The 24,099-nt window shown below is 46.8% G+C and carries 21 protein-coding genes, 3 tRNA genes and 1 pseudogene; 13 read left to right on the plus strand and 12 right to left on the minus strand.

The window, feature by feature from the left end; genetic code table 11:
- Positions 1 to 209: 209 nt before the first annotated feature.
- The 11 genes from ACH19P_RS01270 to ACH19P_RS01320 all read left to right on the plus strand — a co-directional run bounded on the left by ACH19P_RS01270 (position 210) and on the right by ACH19P_RS01320 (position 10,851).
- Positions 210 to 1,178: a GGDEF domain-containing protein gene (locus tag ACH19P_RS01270; RefSeq protein WP_462156728.1), complete on the plus strand. Its 969-nt coding sequence runs from the start codon at positions 210 to 212 to the stop codon at positions 1,176 to 1,178.
- 109 nt (positions 1,179 to 1,287) lie between these two features.
- Positions 1,288 to 2,043, plus strand: a complete 756-nt coding sequence (ubiE, locus tag ACH19P_RS01275) for a bifunctional demethylmenaquinone methyltransferase/2-methoxy-6-polyprenyl-1,4-benzoquinol methylase UbiE (protein WP_462156729.1) — start codon at positions 1,288 to 1,290, stop codon at positions 2,041 to 2,043.
- A gap of 9 nt (positions 2,044 to 2,052) precedes the next feature.
- The gene (locus ACH19P_RS01280; RefSeq protein ID WP_462156730.1) at positions 2,053 to 2,679 is read left to right on the plus strand and encodes a ubiquinone biosynthesis accessory factor UbiJ; all 627 of its coding nucleotides are present in this window, start codon (positions 2,053 to 2,055) and stop codon (positions 2,677 to 2,679) included.
- A 2-nt stretch (positions 2,680 to 2,681) separates the two neighbouring features.
- Positions 2,682 to 4,283, plus strand: coding sequence for a ubiquinone biosynthesis regulatory protein kinase UbiB (gene ubiB / locus ACH19P_RS01285; RefSeq protein WP_462156731.1), 1,602 nt, complete (start codon positions 2,682 to 2,684; stop codon positions 4,281 to 4,283).
- Between the two features lie 73 nt (positions 4,284 to 4,356).
- The gene (gene tatA / locus ACH19P_RS01290) at positions 4,357 to 4,590 is read left to right on the plus strand and encodes a Sec-independent protein translocase subunit TatA (protein WP_462159295.1); all 234 of its coding nucleotides are present in this window, start codon (positions 4,357 to 4,359) and stop codon (positions 4,588 to 4,590) included.
- Between the two features lie 5 nt (positions 4,591 to 4,595).
- Positions 4,596 to 4,916 carry a Sec-independent protein translocase protein TatB gene (tatB, locus tag ACH19P_RS01295; RefSeq protein WP_462156732.1) on the plus strand — a complete coding sequence of 107 codons (321 nt, stop codon included), beginning with the start codon at positions 4,596 to 4,598 and terminating at the stop codon, positions 4,914 to 4,916.
- The gene (gene tatC, locus ACH19P_RS01300) at positions 4,909 to 5,649 is read left to right on the plus strand and encodes a twin-arginine translocase subunit TatC (protein ID WP_462156733.1); all 741 of its coding nucleotides are present in this window, start codon (positions 4,909 to 4,911) and stop codon (positions 5,647 to 5,649) included. The genes tatB and tatC overlap by 8 nt, the downstream gene beginning before the upstream one ends.
- Entirely contained in the window at positions 5,646 to 6,176 is a 531-nt protein-coding gene (locus ACH19P_RS01305) for a hypothetical protein (protein ID WP_462156734.1), read from the plus strand. The genes tatC and ACH19P_RS01305 overlap by 4 nt, the downstream gene beginning before the upstream one ends.
- 5 nt (positions 6,177 to 6,181) lie before the next feature.
- Positions 6,182 to 6,946: a TatD family hydrolase gene (locus ACH19P_RS01310; protein WP_462156735.1), complete on the plus strand. Its 765-nt coding sequence runs from the start codon at positions 6,182 to 6,184 to the stop codon at positions 6,944 to 6,946.
- A gap of 116 nt (positions 6,947 to 7,062) precedes the next feature.
- A complete protein-coding gene (hemB, locus tag ACH19P_RS01315) occupies positions 7,063 to 8,073 on the plus strand; it encodes a porphobilinogen synthase (protein WP_462156736.1) in 1,011 nt (336 codons plus the stop codon).
- 150 nt (positions 8,074 to 8,223) lie between these two features.
- Complete coding sequence (locus ACH19P_RS01320; protein ID WP_462156737.1) at positions 8,224 to 10,851, plus strand: ExeM/NucH family extracellular endonuclease; 2,628 nt, start codon at positions 8,224 to 8,226, stop codon at positions 10,849 to 10,851.
- A gap of 811 nt (positions 10,852 to 11,662) precedes the next feature.
- Here the strand turns inward: ACH19P_RS01320 and ACH19P_RS01325 are convergent.
- The 10 genes and pseudogenes from ACH19P_RS01325 to nudE form a co-directional block, all read right to left on the minus strand.
- On the minus strand, positions 11,663 to 12,394 hold the full coding sequence (locus ACH19P_RS01325; RefSeq protein WP_462156738.1) for a substrate-binding periplasmic protein: 732 nt from the start codon (positions 12,392 to 12,394) through the stop codon (positions 11,663 to 11,665).
- A gap of 81 nt (positions 12,395 to 12,475) precedes the next feature.
- Positions 12,476 to 13,219, minus strand: a complete 744-nt coding sequence (locus tag ACH19P_RS01330; RefSeq protein ID WP_462156739.1) for a hypothetical protein — start codon at positions 13,217 to 13,219, stop codon at positions 12,476 to 12,478.
- A 51-nt stretch (positions 13,220 to 13,270) separates the two neighbouring features.
- On the minus strand, positions 13,271 to 15,058 hold the full coding sequence (locus ACH19P_RS01335) for an alkaline phosphatase (protein WP_462156740.1): 1,788 nt from the start codon (positions 15,056 to 15,058) through the stop codon (positions 13,271 to 13,273).
- 11 nt (positions 15,059 to 15,069) lie between these two features.
- The gene (locus ACH19P_RS01340) at positions 15,070 to 16,659 is read right to left on the minus strand and encodes an alkaline phosphatase (protein ID WP_462156741.1); all 1,590 of its coding nucleotides are present in this window, start codon (positions 16,657 to 16,659) and stop codon (positions 15,070 to 15,072) included.
- Between the two features lie 246 nt (positions 16,660 to 16,905).
- A pseudogene (fusA, locus tag ACH19P_RS01345) lies at positions 16,906 to 18,992 on the minus strand (elongation factor G).
- A 545-nt stretch (positions 18,993 to 19,537) separates the two neighbouring features.
- Positions 19,538 to 19,614 (minus strand) — tRNA-Met (locus ACH19P_RS01350).
- A gap of 63 nt (positions 19,615 to 19,677) precedes the next feature.
- Positions 19,678 to 19,754 (minus strand) — tRNA-Met (locus ACH19P_RS01355).
- 49 nt (positions 19,755 to 19,803) lie between these two features.
- Positions 19,804 to 19,880, minus strand: a tRNA-Met gene (locus ACH19P_RS01360).
- Positions 19,881 to 20,016: 136 nt separating this feature from the next.
- Entirely contained in the window at positions 20,017 to 20,820 is an 804-nt protein-coding gene (cysQ, locus tag ACH19P_RS01365) for a 3'(2'),5'-bisphosphate nucleotidase CysQ (protein ID WP_462156742.1), read from the minus strand.
- Between the two features lie 65 nt (positions 20,821 to 20,885).
- A complete protein-coding gene (nudE, locus tag ACH19P_RS01370) occupies positions 20,886 to 21,440 on the minus strand; it encodes an ADP compounds hydrolase NudE (RefSeq protein WP_462156743.1) in 555 nt (184 codons plus the stop codon).
- 60 nt (positions 21,441 to 21,500) lie between these two features.
- On the opposite strand from nudE, the gene yrfG reads away from it, so the two are divergent.
- Complete coding sequence (gene yrfG / locus ACH19P_RS01375) at positions 21,501 to 22,154, plus strand: GMP/IMP nucleotidase (RefSeq protein WP_462156744.1); 654 nt, start codon at positions 21,501 to 21,503, stop codon at positions 22,152 to 22,154.
- Positions 22,155 to 22,166: 12 nt separating this feature from the next.
- Here the strand turns inward: yrfG and ACH19P_RS01380 are convergent, their stop codons facing one another.
- Positions 22,167 to 22,787 (minus strand): dUTP diphosphatase, encoded by a 621-nt coding sequence (locus tag ACH19P_RS01380; RefSeq protein ID WP_462156745.1) that lies wholly within the window; start codon positions 22,785 to 22,787, stop codon positions 22,167 to 22,169.
- 121 nt (positions 22,788 to 22,908) lie between these two features.
- Between ACH19P_RS01380 and ACH19P_RS01385 the strand changes: the two genes are divergently transcribed.
- Positions 22,909 to 23,547 (plus strand): peroxiredoxin-like family protein, encoded by a 639-nt coding sequence (locus tag ACH19P_RS01385; protein ID WP_462156746.1) that lies wholly within the window; start codon positions 22,909 to 22,911, stop codon positions 23,545 to 23,547.
- A 40-nt stretch (positions 23,548 to 23,587) separates the two neighbouring features.
- On the opposite strand, the gene ACH19P_RS01390 is transcribed toward ACH19P_RS01385, so the two are convergent.
- Positions 23,588 to 24,091, minus strand: coding sequence for a hypothetical protein (locus tag ACH19P_RS01390; RefSeq protein ID WP_462156747.1), 504 nt, complete (start codon positions 24,089 to 24,091; stop codon positions 23,588 to 23,590).
- Between the last annotated feature and the right edge of the window lie 8 nt (positions 24,092 to 24,099).

Genomic DNA, 24,099 nt, shown 5'->3' on the forward strand with positions numbered 1-24,099 from the left:
TTAGCGTACCGAGCAAGACATTCAAAGTCATTGCGACTAGTCGCAATTTCATACGTTTTCGATGCAATTGAACAATCTTTATTCGATTAAGGTTAATAATGCTCTTGGGCTATTCCAAATTCGCAATTTTTGTTCTTTAATGGGTAGTGATGTTACATATGTACCTGTTTTAGTGAACTTTTATTGTTGAAGTGGTGGTAAGTGCAATTATGATGTTCCATGACTCCATGGCCAATGCCCAAGAGAAAATGACCCAAGTGTGTCATTTACTTGAATTACATGCGTTGCCGCCTACGCCATTGAATTATCAGGTGCTATACATCTATGTGAGTGATTCGCACACAGAGCTCAATACCAGTTTTGATACAGCGGTTGCGAGTAAGCGTGTCGTTGATTCCGTGTTGATGGAAGAGTTGTACATTCGTTTCTTATCGAATGATCAGCAACAACAAACAGATTTGGTTGAGCGCGTCGGTGACATGCTGGGCAGCTTACAAAATCATTCGCAAACAAATCAAAAGCACCTCGACGACTACCACCTTGAAATCGATAAATGTACGCAAGCGCTCAATGACGACAATCCTGAGCGAACGCGACAATACCTGCAAAAATTAGCTGAGCATACGCTGCGACTGCGACGACAAACACAGAGCTTCAAATTGATTGTCGAACGCATAAAAAGCCAATATCAATCGACTAAATCGCAGTTACAACAAATCAAGCGCAAGCAAAGTATCGACCCGCTCACAGGCTTATACCATCGCCATTATCTCGATAAACAAACCCAGTTGTGGATTGAGAAAGGCAAAAATATCTCCATCATCAGCATTGAAATCGAGAACTACCATACCTTCTGCCAAGACTACGGTGACTTAATCGGCAATTTAATGCTCGAGAAAGTGGCATCAAAGATTCAAACTTACACGCAAGAAAGCGGTTGTAGCGGTCGTACGCAAAGTAATGAGTTTACTATTTTACTTGCTGACGTCGATGCCGAAACCACAGCGCTTATCGCCGATAAAGTGCGCACAGGTATTTCTAAACTGCGTTTTGTAAGTTCACGCAGTGGTAACTCCTTACCCGGCGTTGCCTTTAACTGCCATATTACCCACCGTGATGATGAACAAAACCTCAGTGCCTTACTGAGCAAGCATGACCAGCAGTCTCCACTTAGCTAACATCTTGATTAAAGAAGTTTGTTTCTGAGCCCTTTGATGGCTTAATCCTTGAGCTGTTAAAGGGGCTCAAGTACACTATGGCAAACTTCCCCTCTAGGCTTGAATTACCATGAAAGAAGCAGAGCAAAAAACAACGCATTTTGGCTATAAAACAGTGGCTGCAAATGAAAAAGCAGCGCACGTTGCTGATGTATTCCACTCAGTTGCTGCAAAGTATGATTTGATGAACGATTTGCTCTCGTTTGGTATTCACCGCCTATGGAAGCGCGTGACGATTGCCAGCTCTGGCGCGCGTCGAGGCCAAACTATTCTGGATCTAGCGGGCGGAACAGGGGATTTAACAGCAAAGTTTAGCCAACTTGTCGGTGAATCTGGCAAAGTCATCCTAGGTGATATTAACGACTCAATGCTCAAAGTCGGCCGAGACAAGTTGCGTGACCGAGGCTTGGTGAGCAACATCGAATACGTGCAAATGAACGCCGAAGAACTGCCATTCCCTGATAACAGTATTGACGTTATCACCATCGCTTTCGGCCTGCGTAATGTAACCGATCAAAGCAAGGCGCTGGCATCTATGTACCGAGTGCTAAAACCAGGCGGCCGTTTATTGATTCTTGAATTCTCAAAGCCTGAGCATGAAGTGCTGACTAAGCTATATGACGTGTATTCGTTCAACATTCTACCAAAAGTCGGCGAAGTGGTACTGAACGACAGCGAATCATACAAGTACCTTGCAGAGTCTATTCGTATGCATCCAGACCAAGTAACCCTTGAAAACATGATGCAAGAAGTGGGTTTTGAACAAACGAGCTACCAAAATATGACCGGCGGTATCGTCGCATTGCATCGCGGCTTCAAATTTTAAGGAGCAGCTATGCTCGCACATTTCGCTCTAGCGGCCATTGAGACAATAGCCAATCGCTTGCTTGCATTAGACCCCAGCGCTCAAGCGCGCTTGGCAAAGGTGCAATCGCAAAATTTAGTGATTCATGTGCGCGACTGGCAACAATACATCAGTGTTGTATATGCGACTGAAGGTCTTATGTTACAAGCACATGAGCAACAGCCGGAGCACAGCGATTGCTTTATAAGCGCCGACACAGATACCTTGTTGAAACTCAAGGACCCTTCGTTGCTCACCCAACTCATTCGCCAACACAAGCTAGACATTGAAGGTGATATTCATCTCGCGCAAGCATTCAGCCAAGCCTTCAGTGACCTCGATATTGACTGGCCTGAACATTGGTCAAACTATATTGGCGACGCACCCGCTCAATTGTTGTGGCAACAACTGGGTAAAGGCAAACAGCTTTTCCTACAAAACCAAGGCAAAGTGGATCATATTGTTATCACTTTATTGCAAGATGAGCTCAAAGTAGCCATACATCCACTGGAAGTTGAGCAATTTACCCGCCAAAACAGACAACTCAAGAGCGATATGCAAATGTTAGAGCAACGCATTGATGCCTTGCTCGCTGCCAACCAACAGGACAGAGGTTAATAGTGTCAGCTTCGCGACTGTATTTCATAACTAAAACCCTACTCCAGCATGGACTGGATGAGCTTCTGCCCAAGCAAAAGCTCCCTTGGTTCGCAAAGCTAGCGCGCAGCAGTTTGTTTTGGCTGCGCAATCAACACAAAGACAAGCCCGCCGGCATGCGTCTGCGCTTAGCGCTGCAAACTCTTGGCCCTGTGTGGATTAAATTTGGCCAGATGCTATCAACACGACGTGACTTACTGCCAGCAGATATTGCTGATGAGCTCGCACTGTTACAGGACCAAGTGCCACCCTTCTCAGGCGATCAAGCCAAATCGATTATCGAAAAAGCACTTGAACTTGATGACATTAATGATGCCTTTAGTGAGTTCGACGTGAACCCTCTCGCTTCCGCGTCCATCGCGCAAGTACACACTGCAAAACTGTGTGATGACCATGGCAAAACCCATGATGTAGTCGTGAAGGTCATTCGCCCGAACATCAAAAAGCAAATTGATGCCGACCTGACCTTGATGCAGCAATGTGCGAAGGTGGTAGCCAAGTTACTGCGTGAAGGTCGTCGCCTACGCCCAGTGGAAGTGGTTAAAGAATACAAAAAGACACTGCTTGATGAACTCGATTTAATGCGTGAAGGCGCCAATGCTATTCAGTTGCGCCGAAACTTTGAGGGCTCCCCAGCGCTTTATATTCCATACGTTTACAGCGACTTTAGCCGCAGCAATGTGTTAGTTATGGAACGTATCTATGGGATCCCTGTTTCAGATACTGACGCCTTATTAAAGCAAGGCACCAATATGAAACTGCTGGCCGAGCGAGGCGTAGAGGTATTCTTTACCCAAGTATTCCGCGACAGCTTCTTTCATGCCGATATGCATCCAGGAAACATCTTTGTTTCCTACGACAATCCGCACAACCCACAGTATATTGGTATCGACTGTGGCATCGTCGGTACCCTAAATAAAGAAGACAAACGTTACCTCGCTGAGAATTTCATCGCATTTTTCAACCGTGATTACCGCAAAGTGGCAGAGTTACACGTGGATTCGGGTTGGGTTCCGGCGGATACCAGCATTGAAGAATTTGAGTTTGCGATTCGCACCGTGTGTGAGCCTATTTTCAACAAGCCGCTGGCGGAGATCTCATTTGGTCATGTGTTGGTGAATTTATTTAACACCGCACGCCGATTCAATATGGAAGTACAGCCACAGCTAGTTCTACTGCAAAAAACCTTGCTGTATGTTGAAGGGTTAGGCAGACAACTGTATCCACAATTAGACTTGTGGAAAACCGCGAAACCATTTTTAGAAGACTGGGTCAAAGATCAGGTAGGCCCTTGGGCGGTCGCTAAGCAAATGTACGCCAACTTGCCATTTTGGGCAGAGAAAATGCCTGAATTGCCAGACCTTATCTACCACAGCTTAAAGAGGCAACAGCACCCTGTTGCCCCAACGCCTGTAAACCAGCGACCGCTGATCCTCGCATTAGCAGGTTGCAGTGGTCTGATCATTGCCAGTTTGTGCGCCTTATCTGGGCATACAATAGCCGCCGCAGGCGCTGCAATTACTGGCTTTGCAGCATTAGTTTGGGCTTGGCGCAAAGGCGCTTAGGCCCTCTATGACAAACACTGTTTGCGCGCTATACTGCGCAACTACTTAACGCAATATTTCGGAGAAGGTTATGATCGGTGGTATTAGTATTTGGCAGTTACTTATTATCCTAGCAATCATTGTATTGATTTTTGGCACAAAAAAACTTCGCAACCTTGGTGGCGATTTAGGTAGCGCTGTAAAAGGTTTTAAGAACGCTGTTTCTGACGACGAAACTAAAGAAAAACCTGAAGAAGATCAGAAGCTAACTCAGGCGAAAGAGCAAGCTGAAGAGAAGTCTCCTGAGCAAACCAAAGACAAGGTATAACCCTAATGGGAATGTGGGAATTAGTAGTCGTTTTGATTGTCGGGTTGATTGTTCTTGGCCCAGAAAGACTACCGGTCGCAGTACGCACAGTGAGTGGCTGGATAAAAAACATAAAAAGCATGGCCAACCACATTTCCGCTGAGGTCAGTGAAGAACTTCGTATTCACGAACTACACCAAAACCTCAAAAAAGCTGAACAACAAAATATGGACAACTTGCCAAGCGACCTTCAAGACTCAGTCAAAGAGCTTGAAAAGGCCGCGCAGTCCGTGACTCGCAGTTACGAGAAGTCAACGCAGCAAAGCAGTAATAATAAAGATGAGTGAAGCACAAACAAGTGGCTTTATTGCCCATTTGGTTGAACTACGCAACCGCCTAGTTCGCGCCCTTTTATCGGTCTTGGTGATTTTTATCGCACTGGTTTACTTTGCCAATGACATTTACGCCTTTGTTGCTGCGCCGCTGCTGGACCATCTGCCTGAAAACAGTCAAATGATTGCCACAGACGTCACCGCACCGTTCTTCACGCCTTTCAAACTCACCATGTTCGTGGCGTTGTTCGCAGCCATTCCATTTATTTTGCATCAAGTTTGGTCGTTTGTGGCACCAGGTTTGTACAAGCATGAAAAACGCATGCTCGTGCCAGTGCTACTCTCAAGTGTGATTTTATTCTACGGCGGTATCGCATTTTGTTACTTCGTAGTGTTGCCGATTGTGCTTGGCTTTTTCACTGGCATTGGCCCAGAAGTCATGACATTGACACCGGATATCAGCAGCTATCTTGGCTTTGCCTTAAAGTTGTTTTTTGCATTCGGTGTGGCATTTGAAATCCCTGTAGCCATCATGTTGTTATGCTGGAGTGGTGCAACAAGCACAGAGAGCTTGAAGCAAAAACGCCCTTATATCGTTGTCGGTGCGTTTGTGGTTGCGATGTTCCTAACACCACCGGACGTACTCTCGCAAACCTTGCTCGCATTACCAATGCTGTTATTATTTGAGCTTGGACTCATCATGGCCGCATTTTATAGCGCGAAACCATCACAGGAAGAAAAACAATGAAGAAATATCTCGTGCCTGCCTCACTCGCATTGTTGAGCACTACCCTAATAACACCCGCGGTGGCATCTGAAGGAATAAACGAGCAAGCGTTAAAAGCCTGTAGTTTTATCGAAAACGATTTCCGACGCCTAATGTGCTACGACAACGTTGTGGCGGGTAAACCAATTGATGCCGCTCGTGAGAAAGTGACTACATCTAATGCTCCTGCCGCTGCAGCAGCCGGCGCAAGTGCAGCAACAGTTGCAACTCAAAGCGCTAAAAGCAAAGAAGAGTTCGGCTTAGAGCATAAAATAAAAGCTGAAGAAGAAGCAAAAGATCTTGTCGCTGGCGTGACTAAAATCAGTGAAGCACCTTACGGCGAATTGATTATCACCCTAGATAATGGTCAGGTTTGGCGCCAGATTGGCACTGAATCTTTCAAACTAAGTAAAAATGACGAAGTGGTGATCAGCCGCGCGATGTTTAACTCATTCTTGTTGAAAAAGTCAGGCACCAACAAAACAATTCGCGTAAAACGCACCAACTAATTGCGATGATCGACGCGGGCGTAAACCTTACTAGCAGCCAATTCCATAGTGATGCCGATGACGTAGTCGCCCGTGCGCGCGAAGCTGGCATCACGTCTATGATGGTGATTGGCTGTGATGAGCAAGACAGCATCGAAGCACTCGCGCTCGCAAAACAGTATCAATATGTAAGTTGTGCGGGCATTCACCCGCACAATGCCAAAGATGCCAGTGTCGATTTTGAAGCCAACTTACGTCAGCTTGCCAGCGCAAGCGAGGTCGTCGCCATCGGCGAGTGCGGGCTAGACTACAACCGTGACTTTTCACCAAGGCCACAACAGCGCGAAGTTTTCGCACGCCAATTAGCACTCGCCAACGAGCTCAACCTTCCTGTGTATTTGCACGAACGAGATGCCCATGACGACATGCTGGCCATTCTCAAAGAATATCAGCCAAAGGGTGTGTTGCACTGTTTTACTGGCACTAAAGCACACGCCGAAAACTACCTCGATTTAGGTTTGTATCTCGGCGTAACCGGTTGGGTGTGCGACGAACGCCGCTCACAAGATTTAAACGACGCTTTGAGCGTAATAAGCATCGAGCGTGTACTTATAGAGACAGATGCACCCTACTTGCTGCCGCGCACTATTCGCCCAAAGCCCAAATCGCGTCGCTGTGAACCTATGCACCTTACCTATGTAGTTGCACACCTCAGTGCACACTATGGTGTCAGTGAACAAGAGATAAGCAGAATTACCACCGAAAATTTTCAATCACTCTTCATCCTCTAACTCTCTCAATGGGTTGCGCGGTATCAACAAATTCGCATTTCTCTGAGCATCCAGATCTATTAACTGGTAATATTTGTGCGTTCACAAGCACATAATCTTAGTTTCAGGAGAACACTATGCCTCAGTCAGGTTTGGATCTGTTTCCATACACACGTATGCGTCGATTACGCAAAAACGATTTCTCTCGCCGCTTAACGCAAGAGCATGAATTAAGTGTCAACGACCTAATTTACCCTGTGTTTGTGCTTGAAGGTAAAAATCGTCGTGAAGCGGTAGAATCTATGCCTGGTGTTGAACGCTTGTCGATTGATTTACTGGTAGAAGAGGCCAAAGAGCTGGCTGCATTAGGCGTGCCTGCTATTGCCCTATTCCCAGTGACTCCAGCTGACAAGAAATCCCTACTCGCAGAAGAAGCGTACAGCCCAGAAGGTTTAGCGCAACGCACAGTGCGTGCAATAAAAGCGGAAGTGCCTGAGCTTGGTGTAATCACAGATGTGGCTTTAGATCCATTCACTGTGCACGGCCAAGACGGCATCATCGATGACAATGGCTACGTCATGAATGATGTAACAACCGAAATTCTCGTAAAACAAGCGCTATCTCATGCAGAAGCAGGTGCAGATGTTGTTGCTCCGTCCGATATGATGGATGGCCGTATTGGCGCGATCCGTGATGCATTAGAAGAATGCGGATTTATTCACACACAAATCATGGCGTACTCAGCTAAATACGCATCAAGTTACTATGGCCCTTTCCGTGACGCTGTGGGCTCTGCTGGCAACCTCAAAGGTGCGGATAAGAAAACCTACCAAATGAACCCCGCCAACTCAGATGAAGCATTACGTGAAGTTGCGCTGGATCTACAAGAAGGTGCAGACATGGTGATGGTTAAGCCTGGCATGCCCTATTTGGACATTGTGCGTCGTGTTAAAGACGAATTTGCGGTACCGACATTCGCGTACCAAGTCAGTGGTGAATATGCGATGCATATGGCGGCTATCAACAATGGTTGGCTAGCTGAACGTGAAACGGTGATGGAATCCTTGTTAGCCTTTAAACGTGCCGGTGCTGATGGCATTTTGACCTACTTTGCGAAAAAGGCCGCTATTTGGCTCAACGAAAAGTAATATCAATGGCGATACACACTGTATCGCCATTTTTTTTTGGTACATATAAAAGTTTTTAGTTAACAAATTGAAACTTTTGTGTAACCTTGCGCCCGTACAATAAGTACCCCTTAAAGGGTTAGACTAACTAGAAACACGGGATTCTTACGCATGAAGAAAACACTCTCTCCCATAGCACTCGCTATGGCATCAGCTATGGCCGCAGTGCCTGCGTATGCTGACATTTTCATTTCTGAATACATGGAAGGCGGCAGCAATAACAAAGCGCTGGAATTTTATAATCCAACAGACAACACGATTGACTTAAGCGATTACAACGTTGCTTTTTACTTCAATGGTAAAACCACTGTTGGTACGCAATTTAACCTTGAAGGGTCAATTGCACCAAAATCAACACATGTTGTTGCGCAAAAACTTGCCTATGCTGTCACCTTGAATGCAGCTAACCAAACCAATGGCAGCAGCTGGTATAACGGCGATGACGCGATTGTTTTAAGCAAGCAAGGCACAATCATCGACAGCATTGGCCAAGTGGGTTTTGATCCTGGCTCGCGCTGGGGCTCAGGTGACATTGCAACACAAGATAAAACACTTCGCCGTATCAGTACCAGTGCAGCACGCACCGATATTTTTGCAAGCTACGACCCAAGCGAATACTTCACTGGTGCAGCCAAAGATGATGCCAGCGACTTAGGTAAATACCTAGGTGGTACAGGCCCGGTTGATCCAAATCCTGAACCAGAATTAGACATGACCTGTGGCGCAGACGCCACTGCAATCAACGCCATCCAAGGAACTGGTGCACAAAGCCCTCTGAACGACCAAACCGTGGTTGTTGAAGCTGTGGTCAGTGCAGATTTCCAAAATGCTGACCAACTAAAAGGTTTCTTCTTATCGTCTTTAGTAGCGGATGCCGATCCACTGACATCTGAAGGTGTTTTTGTTTATAACACCAGCTTTGATGTGAACGTAGGCGACGTGGTGCGTTTAACAGCCACTGTGGATGAATACTACGACGCAACGCAACTGAAAAACGTGTCTGCACTGGTTCATTGTGGCACAGACAGCGTGACTAGCACGGAGCTAACTCTGCCACTTGCGAACAACAATGACTTAGAAGCCTACGAAGGCATGCTAGTGCACGTGACTCAGCCTTTGTATGTTGTTGATAGCTACAACATGGCACGCTACGGCGAAGTGGGTGTGGCAACTGAGCGCCTTTACCAAGGTACACAAGTTGCTTTGCCAGGTGATGCTGCCAACGCACTTGAGCAAGAAAATCAGCTTAAACAGCTACTTATTGATGATGGCTCAACACAACAAAACCCAGAAGTCGTGCCATACCCAGCAGGCGGCTTGGATGCATACAATACGCTTCGCCTTGGCGACAGTGTATCAGGTCTAACAGGTGTACTGGGTTACAGCTTCAATCAATACCGTTTACACCCAACGCAAACACCACAATTTATTGCTGATAACCCACGTACTGACGCTCCTGAGCTCGCAGAACAGGGGGATATCAAGGTAGCTAGCTTCAACGTATTGAACTACTTCAACGGTGATGGCCAACAAGGCGGCTTCCCAACCTCTCGTGGCGCAGATAGCCTAGAAGAATTCATTCGCCAAGAGCAAAAAATCGTCAGTGCCATCACTGCGCTTGATGCTGACATCATTGGCTTAATGGAAATCGAAAACGACGGTTTTGGTGAGTTCAGTGCCGTCGCATCGTTGGTGGCTGCGCTTAATGATGCAAGTGCCGAAGGCGAATATGCATTCGTTAATTTTGGTAGCGCACAAGTAGGCACAGATGAAATCACCACTGCGCTTATTTACCGCAGTGACCGCGTTATAGAAAAAGGCACGGCTAGCATTAACGACCAAGGTGCATTGTCTTACGGCAACCGCGCAGGTATTGCACAAAGCTTCCAACACAAAGACACTAAGGAAATCCTGACCGTTGCAGTAGCCCACCTTAAATCGAAAGGCGGTTGCGGCAGTGCACAGGGAATGGATGCCGACCAAAATGACGGCCAAGCGTGTTACAACGCGACCCGTGTTGCCGGCGCCACTGAGTTTGCAGGCTGGCTATCTAGCAAACCAACAGGCGTTAATGACGACGACATCATCATCGTGGGTGACATGAATGCCTACGCGATGGAAGACCCCATTGCGGCATTCGCTAACGCAGGTTTCGCTAATGTGATCCCAACATTAGACGGTGATACTTTAGGTTATTCATACAACTTCCAAGGTCGTATGGGTAGCTTGGACCACGCCATTGCATCAGCGCCACTTATGGACAAAGTTGCAGCGGCCACAGACTGGCACATCAACGCCGACGAGCCTCGCGTGCTTGATTACAACGTTGAATTTAAGTCACAAACGCAACAAGCAAGCTGGTACGCAGACAACGCGTATCGCGCATCAGACCACGACCCTGTGGTCGTTGCTATCAATGCTGCAAAACCGATTGCTGAAAAGTCAGGTGAATACGCTAATATCACTGGCTGGTTCTGGCCGAAGAACTACACCATCGACATTCCTGAAGGTTTCGACTACCTCGACATCGAACTAACAGGCGGTTGGGGTGATGCCAACTTGTATGTCAGCCACCAGCGCCGCCCTACTATTTTCAAAAATGACTGCGCATCAACGAACGACGGTGCAGATGAAATCTGTCAGTTTGAAAAACCTGAAGGGGGTAAATGGAAAATCCGCCTACTAGGCACTACTCCTTACGGTGACGTAACACTCAGCTACCGCGCTGTGAAATTCTAATCACGTAATACGCTAAGTACTAAAAAGGGCAGATTTCATATCTGCCCTTTTTTATTTTTTAAAAATTCGATTTTTCTTGAACTTACCATGTTTATGGATGAAGAGGGTCGCTTTTCAAATCGGCATTTTGTCGCGTTGGCGACAACAAGTTAGAGGAAATGCGCGCCCATTTCCTCTAACAACTCCTAGGGCGCCCCAACATTGCATAATTTCCTTAACGTGATACTCGAAATGAACGTAACCAACATGCACAGGACATCCGTGCCCTGAGTATGTTTTCGCCCGCTATCCCTACGGACGATTACTCTTCTCGTATCCCATTTCGGATGCAATGTAAGGGGATCTTAATGACACGGAGTACAACAGTGAGTTTATTCCTTTACAAGTACACACCCAGCTCACAGGTATAGATCTCCCCGTTTTGACTCGCGCTGGAGAAATCGGCTTTTGTTGTGGAGCATGTTGTTGATAGCGAGGCACGACGCCGAGCTAGATTTATCAGCACATGGACGTGCTGTTAAATCGTATCAGCAACTAAGCGGAACGTTTAACAAAAACCTGAGTTCGCAAGCATTAGCGAATCACGGGTTCGCGGAGTTTCCAAAGAGGGAGTCGAATCACTCCCTCTTTGGTTGTCGTCGCCAACGCGACAAAATCTTAATTTGAAAATCATTGCTAGCAATTCATCCCTGAAGCTTGATTGCCGCCCCCAGCCTTTCGCTGGCTCAAGGTGACAATATATGACAGTAACTCCCTTCGTCGGCGCAAAGCACCGACCTACATGACCGCCAATGTCGGCGGCCCGACAAATCTAATATCGCTCCAAAATCTTATCCCTCACCCCATTGGCAATAATCTCCCGTAATCCTTTCTCGAATAGCTTTTGCATCCGCTTGCCATCGGGATGATCTGGCGAAAACGCTAAATAAATATCTGTGCCCTCATTGAGAAAAGCGATTTGAATGTTATCGGGTATTTCATCGGCTCGACGTAAATAGTTGGCCGCTTTAATGAAGATAATGGCACCGTCAAGTCGCCCTAGCTCCAATCGCTTCACGTTGGGTAAATCAGAATTAGCTTCTGCGGCGACAACCTTTCCGCTTTCCAACATCTCGAGGTAATGCTCGCCATAGCCGTATTCTCGTACCACACCGATTAGCTCGCCATTGAGCTGATCGCGATTGAGTGCCCCAAGCGGCCATCGAGTATTGTGATAATACGCGGAATACGCCTTATATAAGGGCGTGTTGCCTAGCAAATACTTACTCTGGGATTCACTATCTATCGGCACATTGAATCCGGCCACATAGCTCCCTGCATCTAGATACCGCAGCACGCGGGCATACGGATATACGTGGAACTCTACCGTAACATCAACGGCATCAAAGGCCGCCTTAATGACGTCATTAGCCATCCCCGTACCATCTTCATTGGCATAAGGTGTCCATGCATCTTCAGCAGCAATCACCACATGTTCAGGCTCGCCATAGCTAAACACACTGAATACAAGAAATAACAGTGTAGGAAATGAGACTTTAGTCATTACGCGCTCTATAAATAGGTCGAGTAATGAGTATAGGAAGGCGGCGTGTAATTTAACAAACTACACGCGTTATTCTTTGAACTAGTGGTGATGACCACCTAAGGCCTGACCATCACTGCTATAGAATCCTGACGCACTGTGTTCGATGAACCCTTGATTGATCATTTTCGACAAGAAGGCATCTTGTTCATTGTCACCTACATCCGCGTAATCGGTGCTTTGGTAACGGTCCCACAGCGCAAATTGCTGCTCTATTAGTTGCGGTGTTAATTGATAACTTTGCAGCGTCAATGTACTTAGCACCTGCCACTCGCCGGCCTCATTTTGCGCACTGATCACCATCGTTTTAACTAACTCAAGCTCTGGTAACCAAGTAACCGAAAGTTTTTGTGTGCCCGACGTGTGTTCAAAATATTGTTCGCGCTCACATCCTTGGCCCTGCTCTCGCACAGGTGTTTGTAGCAAGTTAGCACTGACTAACTGGTATTTTTGCGCCCACTCGATGTTGCCATTGTGATTGCGCAACTCACCCGGCTGATACTCAATGGCACGTTGGTATTGTTCAAAATAGCGTACTGGTCGCACCTGCCCTGTGCTGAGATGTTGCCATTTATCCACGATACCTGAGTGAAGTGATTGATGTGCCACTTCTTCGTGCAAACGCCACAAGCCGAATTGTTGGCCATCACCTTGTTTTTGCTGTTGTTGGTAATTCGCTTTGATAATGTGCGCGTTGACATCACACTGTGCTAGCGATTGCTGCTGTGAGAAAGTAGAGGTCGACAACAAGGCAGCCACCGCTGTAAGTGCCAGATACTTCATCATTCATCCTTACAAAAAGAGGGCCAAGCGACACGCACTCGGCCCGTTGTTACCTTACTTCGCTAACTTCGCTTCAGCTTTGGTCACGAGGTCGGCTGCATAGTTCATTACATGGAAAATGTAGCTTTGCTCGTTGGTGCCTGTCACCAGGTGGGCGCCAGGGCCTTGAGCATAAATGCCCACGTCTTCACCGGCGTGTGTCTCTGAGCTCATCGGTACTAATGCTTCTTGGTGGAAGCCCGGTGTTGTGGTGTCAACATTGGTTAAATCCACACGACCTGTCACGATAGCGCCGTTGTAGCCTGCATCAGCATCCGTTTCGGCACCTAGGTCTTTGAAGCCATTACCATTGGTGTAACCCACTGTGGTGTACGGCATGCCATCAGCAGCGAGTGTTGGCGTTTCACTGCCCACTGCAACCACTTTACCTAAGATTGGGTTACCACGTTTTGGATAGCCCGCAATCGTAAACACGTGGCTGTGGTCTGCTGTAACAATGATTAACGTGTCTTCACTGCTGGTGTTATCAATGGCCGCTTGTACTGCATCAGCAAAGGCAACAGTGTCGTGCAGTGCGTTATACGCATTACCTGCGTGATGACCGTGGTCAATACGACCCGCTTCCACAGTGAGGAAGAAGCCTTCGCTGTTGTTATCAAGAATGTCGATTGCTTTGGTCGTCATTTCAGCCAATGAAGGTTCGCCTGCTACATCGTTTGCGCGGTCTTGCTCGTATTGCATATGTGACTCGTTAAACAAACCGAATACGCGCTCAGTCGTTGCCGCGTCGATGGCATCAAAGCCCGCTTGGTCCATAACGTATTGTCCCGTTGGGTAAGCTTCTTGCCATTTTGCCGTTAAGTCGATGCCATCCGTACGGTCACCTTCGGTGCTACTTACTGCATCTGCACTGTTAAATGCAGCATCTTTCGGTAAGAAGTGACGACGACCGCCACCCATAACGACTTCAATCCCATCTACGTCAACGTCGAAACGTGCTTCAAGATTCTGCTCGAAATTCACCAATTGCATTGCAATGTCTTCACAACCCTGTGTTACCGCGTCGCTTGGCATATCAGATACATCTTCCCAGTTACGATCCGCAGATTTTGCATAAGTCGCCGCAGGGGTTGCGTGAGTGATACGTGCTGTAGACACTACACCCGTTGATTTACCTGCGATTTCTGCAAGCTCCAAGGCCGTAACGAGTTCATTACCAGAGACAGATGCACAGTTACCGCGCTCTACCCCTTCCGCGACACCAATCACACCTACGTCAGTTTTTACCCCTGACGCCATCGCCGTCATCGTACCTGCTGAGTCTGGCGTTTGTGCATCAACGTTGTAAGTTTTTGAAAATCCAGAGAATGGCATTTTTTCAAAGCTTAACTGATGCTCCTCACCTGCTTTGCCTTCAAGCTGACCAGCCAGAATACGCGCAGCTGTGACCGTGGAAATACCCATACCGTCACCCACAAATAAAATCACGTTTTTCGCTTTGGGTGCGGTGGTCATCACCGCTTCTGAACGAGCCTGAGCCGCAGTGACTTTTTCTTGTGCATCTGCAAACCACGGGTTTTGTGTTAGGTGTGCTAATTCTGATTCGTCTAACGTCGTTTTGATAGCGTTACACGTTGTTTTTGATGCATCCACTTCTGAGCTTTCAAGCTGACCATTGCCGTTGTCATCAGCACCAACTTGCACTAATAGACCACCATTAATACATTGGCTATCACCCACGGCAATCGCCGTTTCTAACGTCAGTGTTGTTGGTGCATCGTCATCTGAGCAACCAGCGAGTGCAGCAACCACTGCTAGAGAAAGTAAACTTAACTTTTTCATCGAACTTATTCCTATTGCTTAGTTAGCTCAAGTGCTGAATCTATGATGTGGAAAACCATGCTCTGCTCTACCACGCCTTGCGCAAGGTGTGCGCTTGGGCCCATTGCATGGAGCGAAATATCTTCACCCGCGTGCGTTTCTGAGCTAAGTGGAATGGTTGCTTCTTGGTGGAAGCCAGGTGCGGTTGTATCAATACCCGTAATATTTTGACGACCCGCCAGTGCGCCTTCGCTGTAACTGGCATCGGCATCAGTTTGTGCACCAAGGTTACGGAAACCAAGACCGTTGGCATAACCCACGGTCGTGTATGGCTGACCATCCGCTGCAAGCGAAGGTGTTGTGCTGCCAACGGCAACCACTTGACCAAGAATTGGGTTACCGCGTTTTGGATAACCAGCAATCGTAAATACGTGGCTGTGGTCCGCCGTAACAAGGATCAGTGTTTCTTCAGGGTCAGTGTTATCAACCGCCATTTGCACTGCTTTTGCCAGCTCAATGGTGTCGTTTAAGGCGTTGTATGCGTTACCTGCGTGGTGTGCGTGGTCAATACGGCCCGATTCAACAGTTAGGAAGAAGCCTTTGTCGTTGTTGTCGAGGATGTCGATGGCCTTTTGTGTCATTTCAGAAAGCGAAGGCTCACCCGCAATATCATTGCCACGGTCTGCTTCGTATTGCATGTGCGATTCATTGAATAAGGCAAATACGCGCTCTGCATTAGCGTCTATCGCTTCAAAACCCGCTCTATCCCACACATATACGCCGTTTTCGTACTGTTGCTGCCATTTTGCTGTTAAGTCGATGCCATCCGTACGGTCACCCTCAGTGCTACTCACTGCATCAGCACTATTAAATGCAGCATCTTTCGGTAAGAAGTGACGACGGCCACCGCCCATAACGACTTCGATACCATCAACATCAGTACCTAGGAAACGAGCTTCTAGGTTAGCTTCGAAATTAACCAGCTGGCTAGCGATGTCTTGGCAGCCCGCTTCTACCGCTGCAGCTGGCATATCCGATACATCTTCCCAGTTACGGTCAGCTGATTTAGCGTATGTCGCCGCTGGTGTAGCATGGGTGATACGTGCGGTTGAAATTACACCCGTGCTCAGTCCGCGAATTTCAGCCAATTCCAATGCCGTGACTAGTTCATTACCAGCAACAGTTGAGCAATCACCACGCTCCACATTTTCGTCAACGCCAATCACACCTACATCTGTTTTTACACCCGACGCCATCGCCGTCATGGTGCCTGCTGAGTCTGGTGTTTGCGCATCTACGTTGTAGGTTTTTACTTGTGCTGAATATGGAAATTGCTCAAAGCTCAGTAATCCCTCTTCTCCTAGCTGGCCATTATTTTGGCCTTGAAGAATACGTGCAGCAGTAAGCGTGGATACGCCCATACCATCACCGACGAATAAGATTACATTCTTTGCTTTCGTGCTTTTCTGTGCACTTGCCAGTTGTTGCTTTGCAGTCACTTTATCTTGGTCTGCTTGGTACCACTGACTATTAACTTGCGCCGCAGGTAAAACACCCGCAAAAGCTTGGCTTGATAGTGCCAGAGCCACTGACGTAGCAAGAGCTAACTTTGTCACTTTCATGATTTGTTCCCGAGTAGTAGTTGGTGAGCACGTCAACGCATTAGGTTGAAGGCTGCTGTATTAGCAAGGTTGCATCCCTGCTGCAGGGTTACTTTAGGCGAGTAATGTTTCCAAAAAATAAATATTTGTTGACTATGCGGTGATAGAAATATGACAGCTTTAAGACTTGGTACTTGAGGTTTCGTGAATTTCAGGCATAAAAAAACCCAAGCTAATAGCTTGGGTTTTTCTTTAAAAAAGAACTAATTACTTAGCTGCTTTTTTCGCTTTTTCAGCTGCAATTACTTCTTCCGCTACATTGTTCGGACAAGGTGAGTAGTGCGAGAACTCCATAGAGAACTGACCACGACCTGAAGTAATTGTACGTAGGTGGCCGATGTAACCGAACATTTCTGATAGTGGTACTTCACCCTTGATGCGAACGCCCATAGCGCCTGCTTCTTGGTCTTTGATCATACCACGACGACGGTTAAGGTCACCGATTACGTCACCCACGTTGTCTTCCGGAGTGAACACGTCAACTTTCATGATTGGCTCAAGAAGCTGCGGGCCCGCTTTAGGGATAGACTGACGGAATGCACCTTTCGCTGCGATTTCAAACGCGATAGCTGATGAGTCAACTGCGTGGAAACCACCGTCGAATAGTTCAACTTCAACGTCTAGTACTGGGAAGCCTGCAAGTACACCTTCCTGCATCATTGACGCGAAACCTTTCTCAACTGCTGGCCAGAATTCCTTAGGAACGTTACCGCCAACTACTGATGAAGTGAACGTGAAGCCTGAGTTTTGCTCACCTGGCTTGATGCGGTAATCGATCTACCGAACTGACCAGAACCACCTGATTGCTTCTTGTGCGTGTAGCTATCTTCAACTTCTTGAGTGATAGTTTCACGGTAAGCAACCTGAGGCTGACCAACGATTAGGTCTACGCCGTAAGTACGCTTAAGGATATCAACTTTGATATCTAGGTGTAGCTCACCCATACCTTTAAGGATGGTTTCGCCTGAATCTTCGTCAGTTTCAACTTGGAAAGAAGGATCTTCTGCAACCATTTTACCGATAGCAACACCCATCTTCTCGTTACCGCCTTTGTCCTTAGGAGCAACAGCGATTGAGATTACTGGATCAGGGAAGATCATCGCTTCAAGCGTACATTCGTGCTTAGGATCACAAAGAGTGTGACCAGTTTGAACGTTCTTCATACCTACAACAGCGATGATGTCACCCGCTTGTGCTTCAGTAAGTTCAGTACGCTCGTCTGCTTGCATCTCAACCATACGGCCGATACGCTCAGTTTTACCCGTAGCAGAGTTAAGGATGGTGTCACCCTTCTTCATGCGGCCTGAGTAAATACGGATGAACGTAAGTGCACCGAAACGGTCGTCCATGATTTTGAACGCTAGCGCTTTAAGTGGCTCATCTGCAGAAACAGTTGCTACTTCACCAGTAGGCTCACCTGTTTCAGGATCAGTTAGCGGCTGTGGATCAACTTCTGTAGGAGCTGGTAGGTAATCTACAACAGCGTCTAGTACTAGCTGCATACCTTTGTTTTTGAATGCAGAACCACAAAACGTTGGGAAGAAAGCAAGATCACGAGTACCTTTACGGATACACGCTTTGATTTGCTCTAGTGAAGGCATTTCACCTTCCATGTACGCTTCCATTAGGTCATCGTCTTGCTCAACAGCAGTCTCGATTAGCATCTCATGGTATTCTTCAACTTTGTCTACCATGTCTGCAGGAACGTCTTGTACTTCGTAGTTCTCAGGAAGACCTGTCTCGTCCCAAACGTACGCTTTCTTCTCTAGTACGTCTACAACACCACAGAACTGATCTTCGATACCGATAGGAAGAGTCATAACTAGTGGGTTAGCACCAAGTACTTTCTCTACTTGACCTACTACGCGGTAGAAGTCTGCACCCATACGGTCTAGTTTGTTTACGAAGATAACACGTGCTACTTCTGATTCGTTCGCATAACGCCAGTTTGTTTCTGACTGCGGCTCAACACCACCAGAACCACAGAATACACCGATACCACCGTCAAGTACTTTCAATGAACGGTATACTTCTACTGTGAAGTCAACGTGTCCAGGAGTGTCGATTACGTTTAAACGGTGACCTTTCCACTCACACGTTACAGCAGCTGACTGGATTGTAATACCACGCTCAGCTTCCTGTTCCATGAAGTCAGTTGTTGACTCACCGTCGTGTACTTCACCAGTTTTGTGGATTTTACCGGTAAGCTTTAGGATACGCTCAGTGGTGGTAGTTTTACCCGCATCAACGTGCGCGAAAATACCAATGTTTCTGTATTTGGATAAATCTGCCATTTCTATACTCTGATTGGTCGAAAAATTATTCGGCCGGAGTATATCACCTCTTGTGGCGAACATCATCATAGAAACCGCTTAAAATGCAATCAAATTTAGAAATATCGAGAACGGGAGATGTTTTAGGCCAACATATTAGTTCCTAAGAGGCCTACGCACTGCAAATTAGCGGCGATCCAAGACTTAACCTAACGCGATCCTTTATTTTATTTTCCTCTCGAACGCATGAAGACCTAATTTGTATGTTGTAATAACAGTCCTCAAAGCAGCCTATCTGTAGAGCAGCCTTCGTGGCAAATCTGGCCATTTACTTGCCACAATTAGGACACAGGACACAGGACACAGGACACACAAGAATTACAAACGTATTTGGGCTCAGCGTAGCGATGACTTTAAGTCGAACTATCTTTTTCTTGAGAATTTTGTGAGAAATCAATGAGAGTTGGTTGCGGGAGCCGGATGTGAACGCGACACGCCGTGGCGACGACCGGAGGTCGATATAATAACATTCAATTGGAAAGTAATAGGGTAATCTACTAAAGAATTGGTTGCGGGAGCCGGATTTGAACCGACGACCTTCGGGTTATGAGCCCGACGAGCTACCAGGCTGCTCCATCCCGCGCCAGTAGACTTGAAAGTTATTTTGCTTCTGCTTTCGAAAGAAGTGGCGTATCCAATTAAAAATTGGTTGCGGGAGCCGGATTTGAACCGACGACCTTCGGGTTATGAGCCCGACGAGCTACCAGGCTGCTCCATCCCGCGCCAGTAGACTGAAGGTTTGTTTTTTACTTCTAACCGAACAAAAAGAAGTTGGTTGCGGGAGCCGGATTTGAACCGACGACCTTCGGGTTATGAGCCCGACGAGCTACCAGGCTGCTCCATCCCGCGCCAGTAGACTTTAAACGTCTTGTCGCTGAGTTACAGGGGACCCCTGTTTCAACGAGAGCGCCATAATATAGCAAAAGATTTAAAATGCAAGTTTAAAAACCAACATCGCGTTCAGTTGCTGGATTTTCAATCAACATTAGTCGTGATGAGAACGTTGATGCGGATTAATCATCTTTTGCCATTCCCAATCGGGGTGACCCATGACGATAAAATCAGGGTTTTCTGTTGATTCCCTTTGATTGTATGTCAGTGGATTAAACTCCGCATCGGTAATACAGCCACCTGCCTCTTCGACAATAATTTGCGATGCTCCTGTGTCCCATTCCCCGGTAGGGCCAATGCGCATAAAGCAATCTGCTTTACCCTCAGCAATAATACAGGCTTTAAGTGAACACGAGCCCAAAGGGACGGTATCAAAGGTCGTATTAAGGTACTGACTCACCGCTTCAAGCTTTTGCCTGCGGCTAACGGCGAGTGTTAGCCCTCCAGGCTGCGCAACACTGATTTGCTGCGTGCCCTCTTCGGTCTTTTTAAACGCACCTTGTTGGAATGTGGCGTAATAGGTGATGTTTTTTGAAGGCCAGTGAATCACCCCTAGCACAGGACGATTGTTTTCGACCAACGCAATATTCACGGCAAAGTCACCGCTTTCAAGAATAAATTCACCGGTACCATCCATCGGATCTAACAACCAATAGCGCTGCCAATCTTGCCTGTCTGCCAACGCTGGGATAGGGGTTTCTTCTGACATGATAGGAATGTCTGGCGCAAGCCTTTGCAAGCCCGCAACTAAGACCTCGTTCGATGCCAGATCTGCTTTGGTGACGGGTGTATCATCTGATTTAACTTGGCGGCCAATATCAGGCTTCTGATAAATGGCCATAATTGCCATTCCGGCTTGCTCTGCCAGTTCAATGCATGGCTGTAAGAATTCTTGCAACTTCGCCCCCTTACTTCCTAGCCCCAACTACTGAATGAATACTTTGCGCTATACCGACGTGGTATCTAACTGAATGTTGTAATTAATAATAGCAAAGCTGCCACACTTCGCGCTTCTGTAAAATCTGGCTCTTGCAATAATTGTGACCATTGCGACATCGGCCAATACACCACTTCCAACGGTTCTGGCTCATCGCCATCCAAACGCTCGGGATACAAGTCTTTGGCAGCAATTATGTGCATGTGCGCATTAAAATAGCTTGGCGCCAGTGACACTTGTTTGAGCACGTCCATGCGATTAGCACCAAAACCGACTTCCTCTTTAAGCTCGCGATTAGCGGCTTGCTCTGGGCTTTCACCTGGGTCGATCAGCCCTTTTGGAAAACCAAGTTGATAGTCGTGAGTGCCTGCACAGTATTCTCTTACCAAGACCAACTCATCGTTTTCAGTGACTGGCACTATCATTACGGCACCGCGGCCACCACCACGAATACGCTCGTACTGCCTCTGTTCGCCATTGGAAAATTGCAAATCGAGTGCTTCTACTGTGAACAACCGACTTTGCGCTGTGACCTTACTTTCAAGAATTTCTGGTGGAGTTTGCTGCTTTTTCTGTGTCATGGTCACGACTTTGTTATTATCACCTTGTACTCATCATAATTGTTTTATCAGGAAAATCCTATGCCGAATTGGGCCAATATCGATACTGTATTACTAGACATGGATGGCACCTTGCTAGACCTGCATTTTGACAATCACTTTTGGCTTAACGTCATTCCCCAAGCCTATGCGCACAAACATCAACTCAGCTTAGAAGACGCAAACACCCAGATGCATCAAAAGTACGAAGCGGTGCAAGGACAATTACAGTGGTATTGTCTCGATTACTGGCAGCACGAGTTACAATTACCGATTATGGAACTCAAAAGGGAAATTCAGCATCTTATTTCAATTCGAGAAGACGCTATTGTCTTCTTGAAAGCGCTTAAATCTGCGGGCAAGGAGTTGATTCTCTTAACCAATGCACACAGAGATAGCTTGAGCTTAAAAGTTGAGCTGACAGAGCTAGACATGTATCTGGACAAGCTAGTTTCAACACATGACTACGGGGTGAGCAAAGAACAACAGAGCTTGTGGCAACATGTTGAAGCCGATCTGAAGTTTGATAAAGCGCGAACGCTATTTGTTGATGACAGTGCAGCGGTGCTCGCTGCCGCCAAAGAATTTGGCATTGGTCATTTACTGGCGGTAGCAAACCCAGACAGCAAGCAGCCAACGCGCATACTATCTGGGTATGAGAACATCACGGATTACCGTGACATTTTACCTGCTTAACCGAGCGGTTATTTAGGCAGGGTAACGCTGTTGCAGACCCTGATAAACAAGGTGGGCGAAGTCTGGATTTTCAGTATCTAGGCTTTTTACCACTTCAACCAGATGTTCATTATCTTCTTGGCCGTTCCACACTTTGATGTAGGTACCCTCTTTATAACCGTTATCTTGGCGGAAGAAGTTCAAGGTGTTTTTACCAACGTAACCACGGTATAAGTCATCAACGTCCATACCAATTTGCTGCATACAACCTGCAAATGCTGCGGCATTAAACACTTTGTCATTGACTGCACTTGCAGCCAGTACTTCAAGCGTCGCCTTAAAGTCTTCTGCTGTCACCGGCGCGAGCATTTCTTGCTCTAACTGAGCCGCCAAATCTGAAAATGATGTTTCACCATCGATACGTAGGCTCAAACCAAAGTGAAAAATATCCACCAGCTCTAAGATCACTTGTTCGGTATCTGGTGTTTGTTTTTTCCACCATTTCCAACCGTAGTGGTCAAGCATCTCTGCACACTCAACCCAAATAGCTCGGTACCATTCAAAGCCTTGTTCAAACCACTGCTCATGGACCTTAGTATTCATTGCATGCTGCATTTCTAGCATGATGGCGATTTTTTTAGCTGCGCTGGACATGTTTTTTCTCTTTTTTGTGCTCAATACTGACTATCATACCGTTATCTGAGCTGGGATTGAAAGATAATCCGCGCTCGCCCGTTCTTGTTGTTCGTAACCCTAATAATATGCAGAGATTTATATGCTCAAAACTTTTCTAAAATCACTCCTCCTAGGCGCTGCGCTTATACTTAGCAGCCAAATTAGCCAAGCCGCAACCATCACCAAAATTAGCGATTCAGCTGAACAGGTGAGTCCTATTCTGCCTGGATTAATTATTCCAGATAGCACCTTGAAAAATACCGAAGGTAAACCTGTTTCAATTAAAAACATAGTCAGCAAAAAGCCCACTATTTTGGTGGTGTATCGCGGTGGATGGTGCCCATATTGCTCAAAGCAACTGGCGAATATTCAAAAGATTGAGCAGCAACTTGTTGCCAAAGGCTTCCAAATCATCGCTGTTTCACCAGACAGCCCTGAAAAGCTCAGTGAAAGTACAATTTCGTCGACGAATTACCAGTTATTGTCCGATGATCAATTGAGCTTTACACAAAGCCTAGGTCTGGCATTTTATTTGGAAGATAAAGTGGCTGAAATTTATCGAAACAAACTTGGCGTCAACTTCGTGACCTTAGATGGTGAAGAGAAAGTAGCGCTGCCAGTTCCTGCTGTATTCGTGCTCGATACGCAAGGTCGCGTGCATTTTCAATATGCGAACCCGAATTACAAAGTGCGTTTAAGTGAGCAGCTATTGCTTGCGGCAGCAGATTCAGTGCAATAAAAAAGGAGCCACAGCTCCTTTTTACTACAAAATGTAGTGGTTATCTGAGGCGATAATCACACACGTCTTCGGTTACATAACGGGTGTTAAACGGCGAGCCCGTTGTAAACTCAAAACGCATATCTTCAAGATTGAAGATAGGATGCGGATGCTCTTGAATCCAGCGGTGTGTCGCGCGACAAATCCCTTCAAGTTTATGCAGGCGGAAAGTATCTACCACAACAACAGCATTACCTTGCTCCAAATAACTGCGCTGGATATTTTCAGCCCAGTCAGTGTGGCCGAAGTTATTGCGCAGATAAAAAGTAAGATCGGTGTCATCAACTTCTTTCGGACCCACCGCAGGTGCTTGTCTTGCTTTTTGAGCAAACTGCGCAAGCGATAATTGCTCTTGCACGAGTTGCTCTCGATAGCCAGCTGGGCACGATTGCGTTGTCAACGTCACTTGCCCTGCAGGACTAATACACCTGCTCAGTTTCTTTTCATTCGCATTAGCACTGAAAGCTGAAATCACAGCTACAAAAATCACAATCCAATAGTGCATCGTTATTC

This window comes from Pseudoalteromonas sp. GB56 (genome assembly GCF_054923835.1).